At 60.7% G+C, this 16,383-nt stretch carries 16 protein-coding genes; 14 read left to right on the top strand and 2 right to left on the bottom strand.

All coding sequences use genetic code 11. From position 1 onward, the window contains the following. Window positions 1-88 precede the first annotated feature (88 nt). A complete protein-coding gene (gene rne, locus BLU52_RS17310) occupies window positions 89-3,346 on the bottom strand; it encodes a ribonuclease E (RefSeq protein ID WP_090285211.1) in 3,258 nt (1,085 codons plus the stop codon). 700 nt (window positions 3,347-4,046) lie between these two features. Here rne and rluC point away from each other — a divergent pair. From rluC to sppA, 3 genes are read left to right on the top strand one after another with little or no spacing between them, the layout of a single operon-like run. After that, complete coding sequence (gene rluC / locus BLU52_RS17300) at window positions 4,047-5,006, top strand: 23S rRNA pseudouridine(955/2504/2580) synthase RluC (RefSeq protein ID WP_090285209.1); 960 nt, start codon at window positions 4,047-4,049, stop codon at window positions 5,004-5,006. After that, on the top strand, window positions 4,993-5,655 hold the full coding sequence (locus BLU52_RS17295) for an HAD-IA family hydrolase (protein WP_090285207.1): 663 nt from the start codon (window positions 4,993-4,995) through the stop codon (window positions 5,653-5,655). The genes rluC and BLU52_RS17295 overlap by 14 nt, the downstream gene beginning before the upstream one ends. Window positions 5,656-5,675: 20 nt before the next feature. After that, window positions 5,676-6,665 (top strand): signal peptide peptidase SppA, encoded by a 990-nt coding sequence (gene sppA / locus BLU52_RS17290; protein ID WP_090285206.1) that lies wholly within the window; start codon window positions 5,676-5,678, stop codon window positions 6,663-6,665. A gap of 50 nt (window positions 6,666-6,715) precedes the next feature. Here sppA and BLU52_RS17285 read toward each other — a convergent pair whose 3' ends face one another. Then, the gene (locus tag BLU52_RS17285) at window positions 6,716-7,294 is read right to left on the bottom strand and encodes a Maf family protein (protein ID WP_090285204.1); all 579 of its coding nucleotides are present in this window, start codon (window positions 7,292-7,294) and stop codon (window positions 6,716-6,718) included. Window positions 7,295-7,399: 105 nt separating this feature from the next. On the opposite strand from BLU52_RS17285, the gene BLU52_RS17280 reads away from it, so the two are divergent. The 11 genes from BLU52_RS17280 to BLU52_RS17230 all read left to right on the top strand — a co-directional run bounded on the left by BLU52_RS17280 (window position 7,400) and on the right by BLU52_RS17230 (window position 16,365). Beyond that, window positions 7,400-7,927, top strand: coding sequence for a YceD family protein (locus BLU52_RS17280; RefSeq protein WP_003204262.1), 528 nt, complete (start codon window positions 7,400-7,402; stop codon window positions 7,925-7,927). 13 nt (window positions 7,928-7,940) lie between these two features. Next, complete coding sequence (gene rpmF / locus BLU52_RS17275; protein ID WP_003179396.1) at window positions 7,941-8,123, top strand: 50S ribosomal protein L32; 183 nt, start codon at window positions 7,941-7,943, stop codon at window positions 8,121-8,123. A 4-nt stretch (window positions 8,124-8,127) separates the two neighbouring features. Further along, window positions 8,128-9,138: a phosphate acyltransferase PlsX gene (gene plsX, locus BLU52_RS17270; protein ID WP_090285202.1), complete on the top strand. Its 1,011-nt coding sequence runs from the start codon at window positions 8,128-8,130 to the stop codon at window positions 9,136-9,138. 123 nt (window positions 9,139-9,261) lie between these two features. After that, window positions 9,262-10,200 (top strand): ACP S-malonyltransferase, encoded by a 939-nt coding sequence (fabD, locus tag BLU52_RS17265; RefSeq protein ID WP_090285200.1) that lies wholly within the window; start codon window positions 9,262-9,264, stop codon window positions 10,198-10,200. A gap of 16 nt (window positions 10,201-10,216) precedes the next feature. Then, window positions 10,217-10,960: a 3-oxoacyl-ACP reductase FabG gene (gene fabG / locus BLU52_RS17260; protein WP_090285198.1), complete on the top strand. Its 744-nt coding sequence runs from the start codon at window positions 10,217-10,219 to the stop codon at window positions 10,958-10,960. A 196-nt stretch (window positions 10,961-11,156) separates the two neighbouring features. Further along, window positions 11,157-11,393, top strand: coding sequence for an acyl carrier protein (gene acpP / locus BLU52_RS17255; RefSeq protein WP_003175607.1), 237 nt, complete (start codon window positions 11,157-11,159; stop codon window positions 11,391-11,393). Between the two features lie 108 nt (window positions 11,394-11,501). Further along, window positions 11,502-12,746, top strand: a complete 1,245-nt coding sequence (fabF, locus tag BLU52_RS17250; protein ID WP_090285196.1) for a beta-ketoacyl-ACP synthase II — start codon at window positions 11,502-11,504, stop codon at window positions 12,744-12,746. Continuing rightward, window positions 12,746-13,561: an aminodeoxychorismate lyase gene (pabC, locus tag BLU52_RS17245; RefSeq protein ID WP_090285194.1), complete on the top strand. Its 816-nt coding sequence runs from the start codon at window positions 12,746-12,748 to the stop codon at window positions 13,559-13,561. Before fabF ends, pabC begins: the two co-directional genes overlap by 1 nt. Before the next feature lie 3 nt (window positions 13,562-13,564). Continuing rightward, on the top strand, window positions 13,565-14,737 hold the full coding sequence (mltG, locus tag BLU52_RS17240) for an endolytic transglycosylase MltG (RefSeq protein WP_090285192.1): 1,173 nt from the start codon (window positions 13,565-13,567) through the stop codon (window positions 14,735-14,737). Window positions 14,738-14,756: 19 nt separating this feature from the next. Continuing rightward, window positions 14,757-15,389 (top strand): dTMP kinase, encoded by a 633-nt coding sequence (gene tmk / locus BLU52_RS17235; protein ID WP_090285190.1) that lies wholly within the window; start codon window positions 14,757-14,759, stop codon window positions 15,387-15,389. Continuing rightward, complete coding sequence (locus BLU52_RS17230; RefSeq protein ID WP_090285188.1) at window positions 15,382-16,365, top strand: DNA polymerase III subunit delta'; 984 nt, start codon at window positions 15,382-15,384, stop codon at window positions 16,363-16,365. Before tmk ends, BLU52_RS17230 begins: the two co-directional genes overlap by 8 nt. Window positions 16,366-16,383 lie beyond the last annotated feature (18 nt).

Raw genomic sequence — 16,383 nt, 5'->3', positions numbered from 1 at the left:
ACAGGGGGCGGTGTTCAGGCATAAATCAAAGGCATAAAAAAGCCCCGCCAGGCTTACACCGGGCGGGGCTTTTTAACGGCTTGGGAAATTACACGAAAGGTTTAGGCTCGTGCTCTTTTTCCTCGGCCTCTTCGCGTTGCTCGACCGCGTCCTGTACGGAACGCGGTGCCTCGGCGATCACCGCTTCAACCGATGCGTCTTCAGCAACCGGGGCAGGCGCTGCCTCGATCACTTCGGCAGCAGCGGCGGGTTCGGCAACCACTGGCGCCGCAGTGGCGGCCAGTTCGGCTTCCTTCTGCAGACGCTCGGCTTCACGCTTGCGACGACGCACTTCACGCGGATCGTTCGGTGCGCGACCGTTCGGTGTCAGGGCGCTGACCGGAGCCGGAGCTTCAACCACCGGGGCTGGCGCTTCGACGACGGCAGGGGCCTCGACAACCGGTGCTTCGATCACTGGCGCCGGGGCCGGCTCGGCTGCGGCGACCACTGGCTCGGAAACCATCGCCTCTGCAACTTCCGCTTCAGCGACGGGCGCTGGGGCTTCGGTCTTCGCAGGCTCGGCAGTCCAGTTGAAGGCAGTCTGCTCTTCGCGAACTTCACGTACGCTTTCGGTCACGGTTTCAGCGACGGTTTCAGTTGCCGGTTCACTGATTGCAACTGGCGCTTCAACAGCAGTTTCTGGTTCAGCGGGCACTTCAACCTGAGGCTGAGCTACGCGGACCGGGGCCACTTCGATTTCCGGTGAGGCAGTCACTTCCACCGAGGTGTTGGCTTCGACAACCGGCGCTTCGACTGGAGCAGTTTCCAGTGTGGCAGCGGTGGCGCGTTCGGCTTGCTCGTGCGCCTGTGCTTCGGCCGGAGCGCTGATCGCGCTGCTGGCAACGGCGGCGGTGACGGCCAGGCCGGCAGCCAGATCGGCAGTGCTTGGCTCACCAGCGTTTTCGGCGGATTCGGATTCTTCCGAACCTTCGATCACGTTGCCGTTGGCATCACGCTGACGCTCACGACGGTTGCTGCGACGACGCTGACCGCGCGAGCGACGACGTGGACGGTCGCCTTCGGCGCTGTCCTGACCGTCTTCCGGCAGTTGCTCTTCGTTGCTGATCACTTCTTCTTCGGCGACGGCAGCAGCGGCCTGTTCGGCACGTGGCTGGCGCTCTTCACGCGGCGGACGCGGTGCGCGTTCTTCGCGTGGCTGGCGGGCCGGACGCTCTTCAGTGGTGACGGCGGCGGCAGTGGCTACCGCTGGAATGGCGTCCAGTGGCTCACGCAGTTCACGTACGCGTTCTTCACGCTCGCCGCGAGGCTTGCGGTCTTCACGCGGCGCACGCGGGGCACGTTCTTCACGCGGTGCACGTGGCGCGCGTTCTTCACGGGCGGCCGGCGCTTCGCTGCGAGCTTCGCGAGGCTCGCGCACTTCTCGGGCTTCACGCGGCTGACGCTCTTCACGCGGCTCGCGTGGGGCGCGTTCTTCACGCGGTGCACGCTCTTCGCGCGGCTTGCGTTCTTCATCGCGGCGACCGTTACGGTTGCGGCTCTGCTGACGACCGTTGCGACGCTCTTCGTTGCGCGCCGGACGTTCGGCAGCCGGTTTTTCCACGGCGACCGGAGCGGCAGGCTCTTCCTTGGTGGCGAACAGGCTGACCAGCGATTTCACCAGGCCCTTGAACAGGCTTGGCTCTGGCGCGGCCACCGGGGCCGGAGCAGGGGCGGCTGGAGCGACTTCGGTCGGCACCGGCGCATTGGCGCGGGCCGGGGCAGTCTTGACCGCGGCTTCCTGGCGAACCAGGGTGCGGGTCGCAGCGGCTGGCTGGACTTCTTCGACTTCGGCAGCGGCGGCAGCGATTTCGTAGCTGGACTGGTTGGTCGCGGCTTCGGGGCTGTCGTCACGCAGACGCTGGACTTCGAAGTGCGGCGTTTCCAGGTGATCGTTCGGCAGAATGACGATACGGGCACGGGTACGCAGTTCGATCTTGGTGATCGAGTTGCGTTTTTCGTTGAGCAGGAACGCAGCGACCGGGATCGGCACCTGGGCACGGACTTCGGCGGTGCGGTCTTTCAGGGCTTCTTCTTCGATCAGGCGCAGGATCGCCAGCGACAGCGATTCAACGTCACGGATGATGCCGGTACCGTTGCAACGCGGGCAGACGATGCCGCTGCTTTCGCCCAGCGATGGACGCAGACGCTGACGGGACATTTCCAGCAGGCCGAAGCGCGAGATGCGGCCGATCTGCACGCGGGCACGGTCGGCTTCCAGGCATTCGCGGACTTTCTCTTCCACGGCGCGCTGGTTCTTGGCCGGGGTCATGTCGATGAAGTCGATGACGATCAGGCCGCCGATGTCGCGCAGGCGCAACTGACGGGCGATTTCTTCGGCGGCTTCAAGGTTGGTCTGCAGGGCGGTTTCTTCGATGTCGCTGCCTTTGGTGGCGCGCGCCGAGTTGATGTCGATGGACACCAGAGCTTCGGTCGGATCGATGACGATGGAGCCGCCGGAAGGCAGTTCGACGACGCGCTGGAAGGCGGTCTCGATCTGGCTTTCGATCTGGAAACGGTTGAACAGCGGGACGCTGTCCTCGTACAGCTTGATCTTGCTGGCGTACTGCGGCATCACCTGGCGGATGAAGGTCAGGGCTTCGTCCTGGGCTTCAACGCTGTCGATCAGCACTTCGCCGATGTCCTGGCGCAGGTAGTCGCGGATGGCGCGGATGATCACGTTGCTTTCCTGATAGATCAGGAACGGCGCGGAGCGATCCAGCGAGGCTTCTTTGATGGCGGTCCACAGTTGCAGCAGGTAATCGAGGTCCCACTGCATTTCTTCGCTGCTGCGGCCAAGGCCGGCAGTGCGCACGATCAGACCCATGTCGGCCGGTGCAACCAGGCCGTTCAGCGCTTCACGCAGTTCGTTGCGCTCCTCGCCTTCGATGCGACGGGAGATACCGCCGGCACGCGGGTTGTTCGGCATCAGTACGAGGTAACGACCGGCCAGACTGATGAAGGTGGTCAGGGCTGCGCCCTTGTTGCCACGCTCTTCTTTTTCGACCTGAACGATGACTTCCTGGCCTTCGCTCAGGACGTCCTTGATGTTGACGCGGCCTTCGGGGGCTTTCTTGAAGTATTCGCGGGAGATTTCTTTGAGGGGCAGGAAGCCGTGGCGCTCGGAGCCGAAATCGACAAAGGCAGCCTCAAGGCTCGGTTCGATGCGAGTAATCCGGCCTTTATAGATGTTGGCCTTCTTCTGCTCGCGTGCACCGGATTCGATGTCCAGGTCGTAGAGGCGCTGGCCGTCTACCAGTGCAACACGCAACTCTTCGGGTTGAGTTGCGTTAATCAGCATTCTTTTCATGTAGTACCGTCGGTTTCCGGGCTGCCGGAAACGGCGTTCGGCACACACGACTTCTCACGGTCGGTGTCAGGTGCGTCGGGAGTGGTTGGCCATTCCCGTGTCCAGCGATGTCAGGCCAATTGGGCCGATACCGCGACGTACGCGTCCTGCTTGCTGTGGCTACTTAAGCACTCAGTCAGGAGGAGGAATCAACCAGCGGCTGTGGACGAGATGAAGCGTCTTGATAAAAGCTTGTTGCTACACAGTCCGGCGGTTGTGCATCTCCACCCTACACGTATCCCTGATAATTCGGGTGCTGCCGCGCGCAGAATCCGCAGCGGGTTGGCATTTACCGTGAGCTCCGAAAGGGGAGGTCACGCATCATGGCTAATTCAGGCGATGTTTCCGAAGCGCTCGCTCGGGGTCATTCGCAGCTGACTGCACTTTGTGAACTGGCCTCGAATATTTGCCTGCCGGGCGATTGGAAACGCTGCTCGGCGGTGTGATTCAGGCCTCATGTCACCTGCGCTCGTTACAACTGCAAACTCCACCGTTACGTAGCGAAAGCCCCGTAGGACGGCCTCGCGCCCTGGTGAATTGCGTTGGTCAGGGCCGGTCTTTGACCGTGATTCCTCTGTCCAGGCCGCTTTTGGCGGCGTTCGCGACTATAGCAGCAATGATTAAGTGCTTCAATTCCATAAAAATTGTTATCATCCGCGGCATGACAACTACTGCCCCTTCGACTCCAGGCGTTCAACTGCTTGAAGTCTCGCCGGAGTATGCCGGCCAACGAATCGACAATTTCCTCCTCGCCCGGCTCAAAGGCGTGCCCAAGACCTTGATTTACCGCATTTTGCGCAAAGGCGAAGTGCGTGTGAACAAAGGCCGGATCAAGCCCGAATACAAGCTGCAGGCCGGCGATATCGTGCGCGTGCCGCCGGTGCGCGTGCCTGAGCGCGATGAGCCGGTGCCACTGGCCCAAGGTCTGCTGCAGCGTCTCGAGGCGTCGATCGTCTACGAAGACAAGGCGCTGATCGTGATCAACAAGCCCGCGGGCATTGCTGTTCACGGTGGCAGCGGCTTGAATTTCGGCGTGATCGAAGCCTTTCGTCAGTTGCGTCCCGACGCGAAAGAGCTGGAGCTGGTTCACCGTCTCGACCGTGACACGTCCGGCCTGCTGATGATTGCCAAGAAGCGCAGCATGCTGCGTCACCTGCACGAAAAACTGCGTGGCGACGGCGTCGACAAGCGCTACATGGCGCTGGTTCGCGGTAACTGGGCCACTTCAATCAAGCAGGTCAGTGCGCCGTTGCTCAAAAGCAATCTGCGCTCCGGCGAGCGCATGGTCGAAGTCAACGATGAAGGCAAGGAAGCCCTGACCGTGTTCAAGGTGCTGCGCCGCTTCGGTGATTTCGCCACCATGGTCGAGGCCAAGCCGGTCACCGGTCGTACGCACCAGATTCGCGTACATACCTTGCACGCCGGGCATTGCATCGCCGGTGACAGCAAGTACGGCGACGACGATTTCACCAGGGAAATTCGCGATCTGGGCGGCAAGCGCCTGTTCCTGCACGCCTACATGCTGACCGTGCCGCTGCCTGATGGCGGCAAGCTGACCTTGCAGGCCCCGGTCGATGAAATGTGGGCCAAGACTGTGGAGCGCCTGAGTGCAGCACCCTGATTACAAACTGTTGATTTTCGACTGGGACGGCACGCTGGCCGATTCCATTCACCGGATTGTCGAGGCCATGCACTCGGCATCCGGGCGTTCCGGCTTCGAGCTGCGCGATGATTTCGCAGTCAAGGGCATCATTGGTCTGGGTTTGCCAGAAGCGATTCGCACCTTGTACCCGGAGATCAGCGATGCCGAAATGACCGCGTTTCGCGAGTACTACGCCGATCACTACATCGCTGCCGAAGCCGTGCCTTCGCCGCTGTTCGAGGGTGTCATCGAATCGATGGCGTCGTTTCGCGAGCAGGGTTATCACCTGGCGGTAGCGACCGGCAAGAACCGCCGCGGGCTTGATCGCGTGCTCAAGGCCAATGGCTGGGAAGATTATTTCGATATCACCCGCGCCGCCGATGAAACCGCCAGCAAACCACACCCTCTGATGCTGGAGCAGATCCTCGCACATTGCGGTGTACGTGCCGAACAGGCGTTGATGGTGGGGGATTCGTCCTTCGATCTGCTGATGGCGCGCAACGCGGGAATGGACTCGGTAGCCGTCAGTTATGGCGCGCAGTCGATCGAATCGTTGCAACAGTTCGAGCCGCTGCTGTCGATCGACCGGTTTTCTGAATTGCATGCCTGGCTGGGACAGCAGGCTTAATACGTTTTTGGGGTGATGGCATGACCGACGAATGGAAAGCACCGGCCAAGGCAAGTGCCGGCGACGGTGACGCGAAAAGCTGGAAGCTGCTGGAAAAAACCTTGCTCGCGGGCGTGCAGGAACAACGTCGCTCGCGGCGCTGGGGGATCTTTTTCAAGCTGCTGACGTTTGTTTATCTGTTTGTTGCATTGCTGCTGTTCACGCCGCTGATGGATATGGAAAAGAGCGCTACGCGCGGCCCGAACTACACGGCACTGATCGAAATTGACGGGGTGATCGCGGATAAAGAACCCGCGAGTGCCGACAACATCGTCGGTAGCCTGCGCGCCGCGTTTGAAGACAAAAAGGTCAAGGGCGTGATTTTGCGCATCAACAGCCCGGGCGGCAGTCCAGTGCAGTCGGGTTATGTCTATGACGAAATCAAGCGCTTGCGTGGCCTGCATCCAGAGATCAAGTTGTATGCGGTGATTTCCGATCTCGGTGCGTCCGGTGCCTACTACATCGCCAGCGCGGCCGATCAGATCTACGCCGACAAGGCCAGTCTGGTCGGTTCGATTGGTGTAACGGCAGCCGGTTACGGCTTTGTCGGTACCATGGAAAAGCTCGGCGTCGAGCGTCGCACCTACACGTCGGGCGAGCACAAGGCGTTTCTTGATCCGTTCCAGCCGCAGAAGCCTGAAGAAACGGCGTTCTGGCAGAGTGTGCTGGACACCACGCACAAGCAGTTCATCAACAGCGTCAAGCAGGGTCGTGGCGATCGCTTGAAGGACAAAGAGCATCCGGAACTGTTCTCCGGTCTGGTCTGGTCAGGCGAACAGGCGCTGCCGCTGGGTCTGATCGACGGTCTGGGCAGTGCCAGTTCGGTGGCGCGGGACGTGATTGGCGAGAAGGAGTTGGTGGATTTCACGGTTCAGGAGTCGCCGTTCGATCGCTTCTCGAAAAAACTCGGCGCCAGTGTGGCCGAGCAGTTGGCGATGTGGATGGGTTTCCACGGACCGTCGTTGCGATAAGCCTTCGCTGTAGAAAAAAAACCGGCCTTCAATGGCCGGTTTTTTCTGGGTCAGGGAATCTGTACGCCTTCGGCCAGCAGCATGTCGATCAGGCAAATCAGCGGCAGGCCGATCAGGCTGGTGGCGTCCGGGCCTTCGGTGGACTGGAACAGGCTCACGCCGAGGCCTTCGGCCTTGAAGCTGCCGGCGCAGTCGTAAGGCTGTTCGAGGCGCAGATAGCGCTCGATGCGCGCTGGCTCGAGTTGGCGCATGTGCACGGTGAACGGCACGCAGTCGACCTGGCAGTGGCCGGTCTGGCTGTTGAGCAGGGCCAGGCCGGTCAGAAAGGTCACGCGGCTGCCGCTGGCGGCGAGCAGTTGCTCGCGGGCCTTCTCGAAGGTGTGCGGCTTGCCGATGATCTGCTCGCCGAGTACGGCAACCTGGTCCGAGCCGATAATCAGGTGGTCCGGATGGCTGTCGGCTAATACCCGGGCTTTTTGTTCGGCAAGGCGTTTGACCAGGTCGATGGCTCGCTCGCCGGGACGGTGGCTTTCGTCGATGTCCGGCGAGCTGCAGACGAACGGCAGGTGCAGGCGAGCGAGCAATTCGCGTCGATAGGTCGAGCTTGAAGCAAGTAATAAAGGCAGCATGGGCGTCTCCTCAGGCAGGTGCGGATTCTAGCGGAGGCACGCAAGTGACGGACAGGGCACAATTTCCTTTGACATGGGTGGGTGCATCCCTATAATGCTGCGCCTATGTTGAATGACCCGATTCCACCTCACGTTGACCCGCGCAAATTGGCTGACCGTGGCACCACCCTTCAAGGTGAACTGCTGCTGGCCGATTTGAAGAGACTCTGCGACCCGCTTTCCGACGATGTCGGTACGGTGCAGGCCAAATTCGTTTTTGAACGAGATGAACGTAAATCTGTGGTGATCCACAGCTTTATCGACACCGAAGTCAAAATGGTTTGCCAGCGTTGTCTTGAGCTGGTCACCCTGCCGATCCACAGCGAATGCAGTTACGCCGTGGTGAAGGAGGGTGCGAATACCCAGTCGTTGCCGAAAGGTTATGACGTGCTGGAACTGGGCGAAGATCCATTGGATCTGCAGTCACTGATCGAGGAGGAGCTTTTGCTCGCCTTGCCCATTGTGCCTGCTCATCATCCGGAAGAATGCCAGCAGCCGGCGGGAGCAGATGAGCCCGAACCGAGCGAGGACGAGGTAACGCGGTCCAACCCGTTCAGTGTATTGGCGCAGTTAAAGCGTGACCCAAACGTTTAGGAGTTAATCAATTATGGCTGTTCAGCAGAACAAAAAATCCCGCTCTGCCCGTGACATGCGCCGTTCGCACGACGCTCTCGAGGCTAGCACCCTGTCTGTAGAAAAAACCACCGGTGAAGTTCACCTGCGTCACCACGTATCGCCAGAAGGCGTATACCGTGGCCGTAAAGTGATCGACAAGGGCGCTGACGAGTAATCACTTGTCTGCTCAAGTCATCGCGATTGACGCAATGGGCGGGGACTTCGGTCCCCGCAGCATTGTTCAGGCCAGCCTTGCTTGCCTGTCTGCTACGCCCTCGCTGCACCTGACCCTCGTCGGTCAACCTTCCCTTCTTGAAGAACTGATCAACGGCCAATCGGCTGCCGATCGCGCGCGCCTGACGATTGTACCGGCCAGCGAAGTCATCACCATGGACGAAAAACCGGCCCAGGCCCTGCGTGGCAAACCGGACTCGTCAATGCGTGTCGCCCTCGAATTGTTGCGTGATGGCAAGGTTCAGGCCTGTGTCAGCGCCGGCAATACCGGTGCGTTGATGGCGTTGTCGCGGTTCGTGCTGAAGACCTTGCCGGGCATTGATCGTCCGGCAATGGTCGCCGCGATCCCGACGCAGACTGGCTATTGTCAGTTGCTCGATCTGGGCGCCAACGTCGATTGCAGCGCCGAACATCTGTTGCAGTTCGCCGTAATGGGCTCGGTGGCGGCGCAGACGCTGGGCATTCATCGCCCGCGCGTGGCCTTGCTGAACATCGGTACCGAAGACATCAAGGGCAATCAGCAGGTCAAGCTGGCGGCGACGCTGTTACAGGCGGCGCGTGGCATCAACTACACCGGTTTCATCGAAGGCGACGGTTTGTACCGTGGCGAGGCGGATGTGGTGGTGTGCGACGGTTTCGTCGGCAACATTCTGCTCAAATCCAGCGAAGGCCTGGCGACGATGATCGCTGCGCGCATCGAAGCGTTGTTCAAGAAGAATCTTGCCTCGCGGACGGTGGGAGCGCTGGCGCTGCCGCTGATGAAGCGCTTGCAGGCCGATCTGGCGCCGGCGCGACATAACGGCGCAAGCTTTCTCGGCTTGCAGGGCATTGTGGTGAAAAGTCACGGATCGGCCGGTGTCCAAGGCTTTCAGAGTGCGATTTCCCGTGCGCTGATCGAGATTCAGGAGAACTTGCCCGAGCGTCTCCACGGTCGTCTGGAGGACCTGTTGTCTTAGGCGTTTTCGTCGGACAATGCTTAAATGTGACCGCCCGGTTCAAAGGGCCATCCAAACTGTCAGTTTCTGGCGTCCCGAGCGGGGCGTTATTTTCCGACGACAAGATCATTAGGGGCTTGTTACATGTCTGCTTCCCTCGCATTCGTCTTTCCAGGACAGGGTTCGCAGTCCCTCGGCATGCTGGCCGAGCTGGGCGCGCAACATCCGCTGATCCTCGAAACCTTTCAAGAAGCCTCTGCTGCGCTGGGCTATGACCTGTGGGCGTTGACCCAGCAGGGCCCGGAAGAGCTGCTCAATCAAACCGACAAGACCCAACCGGCCATTCTGACCGCCTCGATCGCCTTGTGGCGCCTGTGGCTGGCGGAAGGTGGTGCGCGTCCGGCATTCGTTGCCGGTCACAGCCTGGGTGAATACAGCGCGCTGGTCGCTGCAGGCAGCCTGACTCTGGCTGATGCGGTCAAGCTCGTTGAGCGCCGCGGTCAGTTGATGCAGGAAGCGGTTCCGGCCGGGCAGGGCGGCATGGCCGCCATTCTCGGTCTGGAAGATGCTGACGTGCTGGCCGCCTGCGCCGAAGCGGCGCAAGGTGAGGTGGTCAGCGCAGTCAACTTCAACTCGCCGGGCCAGGTGGTGATTGCCGGTGCCAAGGCTGCCGTCGAACGTGCCATTGAAGGCTGCAAGGCTCGTGGTGCCAAGCGCGCCATGCCGCTGCCGGTGAGCGTGCCGTCGCACTGCGAACTGATGCGCCCGGCCGCCGAGCGCTTTGCCGAGTCCATCGCCGCCATCGACTGGCAGGCGCCGCAGATCCCGGTCGTACAGAACGTCAGTGCACAAGTGCCGGCCGACCTGGAAACCCTCAAACGCGATCTGCTCGAACAGCTCTACAAGCCAGTGCGCTGGGTCGAGTCAGTGCAGACGCTGGCCGCCAAAGGCGCGACCGATCTGGTCGAATGCGGTCCGGGCAAGGTCCTGGCCGGTCTGAACAAGCGTTGCGCCGAAGGCGTTGCGACTTCCAACCTCAATACCCCAGATGCCTTCGCTGCCGCTCGCGCAGCGCAGGCCTGAATCAGGAGAAACTTGCATGAGTCTGCAAGGTAAAGTTGCACTGGTCACCGGTGCAAGCCGCGGTATCGGCCAGGCCATCGCGCTGGAACTGGGTCGTCAGGGCGCTATCGTTGTCGGCACCGCGACCTCCGCGTCGGGCGCCGAGCGCATCGCCGCGACCCTGAAGGAAAACGGTATCCAGGGCACCGGTTTCGAACTCAACGTCACCAGCGACGAATCAGTCAGCGCGGTACTGGCGGGCATTCAGGAGCAGTTCGGTGCGCCGGTGGCGATTCTGGTCAATAATGCCGGCATCACCCGCGATAACCTGATGATGCGCATGAAAGACGATGAATGGTACGACGTGATCGATACCAACCTGAACAGTCTGTATCGCCTGTCCAAAGGCGTTCTGCGCGGCATGACCAAGGCGCGTTGGGGTCGAATTATCAGTATTGGCTCGGTGGTGGGTGCCATGGGCAACGCCGGCCAAGTAAACTATGCAGCCGCCAAGGCCGGTCTGGAAGGTTTCAGCCGGGCGATGGCGCGTGAAGTCGGTTCGCGTTCCATTACGGTCAACTCGGTGACCCCAGGGTTCATCGACACCGATATGACCCGCGAGCTGCCTGAAGCACAGCGTGAAGCCTTGCAGACGCAGATTCCGCTGGGTCGTCTGGGGCAAGCTCAAGAGATCGCGTCCGTGGTCGCTTTTCTTGCATCCGACGGTGCGGCATACGTCACTGGGGCTACAATCCCGGTGAACGGTGGGATGTACATGTGAGTAAAATGTGACGGATTGCTTCAAAAAAATGTCATACGAGCTGTCTAAAATCCGTTATAAAGCTGCAATCTATTTATAGGCAGAGGGCTGCAGGGTTTGAGGAGTGAAGCTTTCAGTTGAAAAACTGAAAAGTCTTTCTATACACTTACCCACTGGCCAGCTGCCTGAATTTGTCCATTAGGAGTGAAAACAAGGTATGAGCACCATCGAAGAGCGCGTCAAGAAAATCGTTGCCGAGCAACTGGGTGTTAAAGAAGAAGAAGTGGTCAACACCGCTTCCTTCGTAGAAGACCTGGGTGCCGACTCCCTTGACACCGTTGAGCTGGTGATGGCTCTGGAAGAGGAATTCGAGACCGAAATCCCTGACGAAGAAGCTGAGAAGATCACTACTGTACAAGCTGCAATCGACTACGTTACCAGCCACCAGGCGTAATAGTTTGTAATCGTTGCTTGCTGTCATGGAAAAACCGCACTGCCATCATGGCGTGCGGTTTTTTCTTTAGGCCTGATGCAAAATCGTCATTTGAAAAAGGAGAGTGCTGTGTCGCGTAGACGCGTCGTAGTCACCGGTATGGGTATGTTGTCGCCACTGGGCACGGATGTGCCGAGCAGTTGGCAGGGCATTCTGGCTGGCCGCAGTGGCATTGGTCTGATCGAACACACCGACCTTTCTGCCTATTCGACCCGCTTTGGCGGTTCGGTCAAAGGCTTCAATGTCGAGGAATACCTGTCGGTCAAGGAAGCGCGCAAGCTCGACCTGTTCATTCAGTACGGCCTCGCCGCAGGCTTTCAAGCCGTGCGCAACGCCGGGCTGGAAGTCACCGACGCGAACCGTGAGCGCATCGGCGTTGCCATGGGTTCGGGGATCGGCGGTCTGACCAACATCGAAGAAACCAGTCGTACCCTGCATGAGACCGGCCCACGACGGATTTCGCCGTTCTTCGTGCCAGGCTCGATCATCAATATGATTTCCGGTTTCCTGTCCATCCATCTGGGAGCACAGGGACCTAACTACGCCATCGCCACCGCATGCACCACCGGTACGCACTGCATCGGCATGGCGGCGCGCAACATCATGTACGACGAAGCCGACGTGATGATTGCCGGCGGCGCCGAAATGGCCGCGTGCGGTCTGGGCATGGGCGGCTTCGGCGCGTCCCGTGCGCTGTCGACCCGCAACGACGAACCGACCCGTGCCAGCCGTCCGTGGGACAAGGGCCGTGATGGTTTCGTGCTGTCCGACGGTGCCGGTGCGCTGGTGCTCGAAGAACTCGAGCATGCCAAGGCGCGCGGTGCGACCATCTATGCCGAGCTGATCGGTTTCGGCACCAGCGGCGATGCCTTCCACATGACTTCGCCACCGGCCGATGGCGCCGGTGCCGCACGCTGCATCACCAATGCGCTGCGCGACGCGAAGATCAATGTCGATCAGGTGCAATACATCAACGCCCACGGCACCTCGACCCCGGCCGGCGACCTTGCCGAAGCCAATGCGATCAAGTCGGTGTTCGGCGATCACGCCTACAAACTGGCGATCAGCTCGACCAAGTCGATGACCGGTCACTTGTTGGGTGCAGCGGGCGCGGTCGAGGCGATCTTCAGCGTGCTGGCAATCAACAGCCAGGTGGCGCCGCCGACCATCAATCTTGATGAGCCGGACGAAGGCTGCGACCTCGATTTCGTGCCGCACACTGCGCGCACCATGGACATCGATGTCGTGCTGTCGAACTCCTTCGGTTTTGGCGGCACCAACGGCACCCTGGCGTTCCGCCGGTTCGCAGGCTGATGGACTGCTGGGTCGACGGTCAACCGGCTGACAGTCTGTCGCTGAAAGATCGCGGCCTGGCTTACGGCGATGGCCTGTTCGAGACCATCGCCGTGCGTGGCGGCCAGCCGATCCTGGTGGATCGGCACCTCGCGCGTCTGGCCGAGGGCTGTGCGCGTCTCGCCATCGTCGCTGATATCGAACTGATCGGCGACGAGCTGCTGCGCTATGCGGCAGCGATGGGTGAGGGCGTGCTCAAACTCATCCTCACCCGTGGCGACGGTCAGCGCGGTTATGCGCCCGATCCCGCAGCGCCGGGCCGACGCATTCTGCAAGGCAATCCTCCTGCCGCTTATCCCGCTGCCCATGCCGGGCACGGCATACGCCTGTTTCCCTGCAATACGCGCTTGTCCAGGCAGCCGCTGCTGGCCGGGCTCAAACACCTCAATCGACTCGAACAGGTACTCGCCCGCGCCGAATGGCAGGACAGCGAGCACGCCGAAGGCTTGATGCTCGACCGTACCGGGCGCGTTATTGAAGGTGTGTTCAGCAATCTGTTCATCGTCCGCGACGGCGTGTTGATAACTCCGGATTTGAAACGCTGTGGCGTGGCCGGTGTGATGCGTGCGGAAATTTTGTTTCAGGCCGAGTCATTGGCCATCCCCAGCCAAATCACTGATATCAGCCTGGAACAGCTGCAATGGGCCGATGAAGTGTTTGTCTGCAACAGCGTGTATGGCGTGTGGCCGGTACGCGCCTACGCTGCACTGAACTGGCCGGTTGGCCCGCTCACCCGTAAACTGCAAACCCTTGCCCGCGCCCTATTGGATGCCTGATTTGTGAGACGTAAACTTTTGCTGCTGCTGGAAACCGGACTGGTTCTGGCAGGGCTGCTGTTGGGCGCCAGCGCCTGGAAGATTCACAGTGCGCTGGAGCAGCCACTGAACATCACCCAGGAAGAATTGCTGGATGTGCCGAAAGGCTCTACGCCGACCCGTACATTCCTTTCTCTCGAAACCGATGGTGTCATCAAGGACGCGTTCTGGCTTCGCGTGTACTGGCGCTTCAACCTCGCCGGCACACCCATCCACAGCGGCGAATACCGCATGCAGCCGGGCATGACCGTCAACGGTCTGATCGACTCGTGGAAGCGCGGCGATGTAGTGCAGTACAGCCTGACGCTGGTCGAGGGCTGGAATTTCCATCAAGTGCGCGCTGCATTGGCCAAGGACGAGAAGCTCGAACAGACCCTGAGCGGTCTGAGCGACAGCGACGTCATGGCGAAGATTGGCCATAAAGGCTTGTTCCCGGAAGGACGCTTCTTCCCCGACACCTACCGCTTCGTGCGCGGCATGTCCGATGCCGAGCTGCTGAAAAAAGCATTTGCTCGTCTCGACGAAGTGCTGGCCAGCGAGTGGGAAAAACGTTCGGCCGATGTGCCTTACAAAGAGCCGTATCAGGCGCTGATCATGGCTTCGCTGGTCGAGAAGGAAACCGGCGTACCGCAGGAGCGCGGGCAGATTGCCGGGGTTTTTGTGCGACGGCTGGCGCTGGGCATGCAATTGCAGACCGACCCAACGGTGATTTACGGCCTGGGTGAGCGCTACACCGGCAAGCTGACACGCGCGCACCTGAAAGAACCGACGCCGTACAACACCTATGTGATTCCTGGCCTGCCGCCAACACCAATCGCGATGGTCGGGCGTGAAGCGATTCACGCTGCACTGAATCCGGTGGAAGGTACCAGCCTGTATTTCGTCGCCCGTGGGGATGGCAGCCACGTGTTCTCCGATGATCTGGATGCGCACAACAATGCGGTGCGCGAGTATCAGCTCAAGCGCCGTGCCGATTACCGTTCCAGCCCCGCACCGACAGCAGCGCCGGAAACCCCGGCAAGCGAGGAAGCGATTCCGCCAGCCTCGCCCAATCCTGCGCCGGAGACACTGCCACAGGTTGCGCCGCAGGAGCCTGCGCCGGCGCCGGATGCTGCTGCCCCCGAAAACGCGCAATGACTTTGATTAAGGACTGCCTGTGACTGGCTTGTTTATTACCCTCGAAGGCCCGGAAGGCGCCGGCAAAAGCACCAACCGCGAATACCTCGCCGAGCGCCTGCGCGCCGCCGGTATCGAGGTTGTGCTGACCCGTGAGCCGGGTGGCACGCCACTGGCGGAGCGGATTCGCGACGTGCTGCTGGCCCCGGCCGACGAAGTCATGAACCCCGATACCGAACTGTTGCTGGTCTTCGCCGCGCGTGCGCAGCATCTGGCCGAGGTGATCCGCCCGGCGTTGGCGCGTGGCGCCGTGGTCCTTTGCGATCGTTTCACCGACTCGACATACGCCTACCAGGGCGGTGGTCGCGGCTTGTCGCTGGAACGCATCGCCACCCTGGAAAGCTTCGTGCAGGGCGATTTGCGCCCGGATCTGACGCTGATTTTCGATCTGCCGGTGGAAATCGGTCTGGCCCGCGCCAGTGCTCGTGGCCGGCTCGATCGTTTCGAACTCGAAGGGCGGGCCTTTTTCGAAGCGGTACGCAGTGCGTTCCTCAAGCGTGCCGAAGCCGATCCTGCGCGCTATGTACGGATCGACGCCGGTCAGCCGCTGAGCAAAGTGCAACAATCGCTGGATACCCTGATTCCGAATCTGGTGGAGCTGAGCCGTGGCTGAGGCCTATCCGTGGCAAGACAGCCTCTGGCAGCAATTGGCCGGGCGTAGCCAGCACGCTCACGCGTATCTGCTGCACGGCCCGGCCGGGATCGGCAAACGGGCCCTGGCCGAGCGCCTGATGGCCAGCCTGCTGTGTCAGCGTCCGACGCCGGAAGCTTGCGGCGAATGCAAATCCTGTCTTTTGCTCAAGGCTGGCAGCCACCCGGACAATTACATTCTCGAACCGGAAGAAGCCGACAAGGCCATCAAGGTCGATCAGGTACGTGATCTGGTCAGCTTCGTCGTGCAGACCGCGCAACTGGGCGGGCGCAAAGTGGTGCTGATCGAACCGGTCGAGTCGATGAACATCAACGCCGCCAACGCCTTGCTCAAGAGTCTTGAAGAGCCGTCCGGCGATACCGTGCTGCTGCTGGTCAGCCACCAGACCAGCCGTTTGCTGCCAACGATCAAGAGCCGCTGCGTGCAGCAGGCCTGTCCGTTGCCGGGTGAGGCGATGAGTCTGAAGTGGCTGGCGCAAGCGTTGCCGGAGTGTTCCGAAGACGAGCGTGTCGAACTGTTGACGCTGGCGGCCGGTTCGCCGCTGATGGCGGTCAGCCTGCAAGCCCAAGGCGTTCGTGAGCAGCGCGCGCAAGTGGTTGAAGGCGTAAAAAAGTTGCTCAAGGGCCAGCAATCGCCGACGCAATTGGCCGAAGAATGGAAAAACATTCCGATGCTGCGTCTGTTCGACTGGTTCTGCGACTGGTCGAGCTTGATTCTGCGCTATCAACTGACTCAGGACGAGGCCGGCCTCGGTCTGCCTGACATGCGCAAGGTCGTGCAGTACTTGGCGCAGAAAAGTGCGCAGGGTAAAGTCCTCGATATTCAGGACTGGATTCTCGCCCAACGGCAGAAGGTGCTGAGCAAGGCCAATCTCAATCCGGCGTTGCTGCTCGAAGCATTGTTGGTGCAATGGGCGGGATTGCCTGGTCAAAGATAGAGATGTGTACCTAGACTC

The organism is Pseudomonas granadensis, assembly GCF_900105485.1.
GTDB lineage: Bacteria > Pseudomonadota > Gammaproteobacteria > Pseudomonadales > Pseudomonadaceae > Aquipseudomonas > Aquipseudomonas granadensis.
This window is presented reverse-complemented; position numbering and strand designations above follow the sequence as displayed.

Excerpts from the sequence above, each read along its gene's own strand:
- fabD (WP_090285200.1), top strand. The coding sequence starts at position 9,262 with ATGTCTGCTTCCCTCGCATTCGTCTTTCCAGGACAGGGTTCGCAGTCC.
- pabC (WP_090285194.1), top strand. The coding sequence starts at position 12,746 with ATGGACTGCTGGGTCGACGGTCAACCGGCTGACAGTCTGTCGCTGAAA.
- fabG (WP_090285198.1), top strand. The coding sequence starts at position 10,217 with ATGAGTCTGCAAGGTAAAGTTGCACTGGTCACCGGTGCAAGCCGCGGT.
- acpP (WP_003175607.1), top strand. The coding sequence starts at position 11,157 with ATGAGCACCATCGAAGAGCGCGTCAAGAAAATCGTTGCCGAGCAACTG.
- rluC (WP_090285209.1), top strand. The coding sequence starts at position 4,047 with ATGACAACTACTGCCCCTTCGACTCCAGGCGTTCAACTGCTTGAAGTC.
- rne (WP_090285211.1), bottom strand. The coding sequence starts at position 3,346 with ATGAAAAGAATGCTGATTAACGCAACTCAACCCGAAGAGTTGCGTGTT.
- sppA (WP_090285206.1), top strand. The coding sequence starts at position 5,676 with ATGACCGACGAATGGAAAGCACCGGCCAAGGCAAGTGCCGGCGACGGT.
- rpmF (WP_003179396.1), top strand. The coding sequence starts at position 7,941 with ATGGCTGTTCAGCAGAACAAAAAATCCCGCTCTGCCCGTGACATGCGC.
- BLU52_RS17280 (WP_003204262.1), top strand. The coding sequence starts at position 7,400 with ATGTTGAATGACCCGATTCCACCTCACGTTGACCCGCGCAAATTGGCT.
- BLU52_RS17285 (WP_090285204.1), bottom strand. The coding sequence starts at position 7,294 with ATGCTGCCTTTATTACTTGCTTCAAGCTCGACCTATCGACGCGAATTG.